Annotated in this window: 1 pseudogene; it reads left to right on the top strand. The window is 45.0% G+C overall.

Annotated elements, in window-relative coordinates:
- Nucleotides 1-360 (top strand): annotated as a pseudogene (locus HC176_RS17760) (outer membrane beta-barrel protein); the annotation flags it as partial.

The raw sequence follows: 360 nt of genomic DNA on the forward strand, positions 1-360 counted from the left end.
CTGGTGAACGGAAAGGAATTCTTCGGAAATGATCCTAAGATCGCAACAAAAAATCTTCCGAAGGAGATCATTGACAAGATCCAGGTGGTAGACACCAAAACAAAGTCTGAAGAATTTACCGGAAAAGCAGGAAATCCCGATGATAAAACTATTAACGTCACGATCAAGGAGGATAAGAACAAGGGTTACTTTGCCCGTGCAACTGCCGGTGGCGGTACAGAGGGGCGTTATGAACTAAGCGGAATAGGTAATTATTTTAAGGATGATCTCAGGCTAAGTGTGCTTGCGAGTTCCAACAACATCAATAGTTCCGGCTTTAGTATGGATGAGGTATTCGATATGATGGGCGGCCGCGGCAGG

It is taken from the genome of Tamlana crocina, from assembly GCF_012037625.1.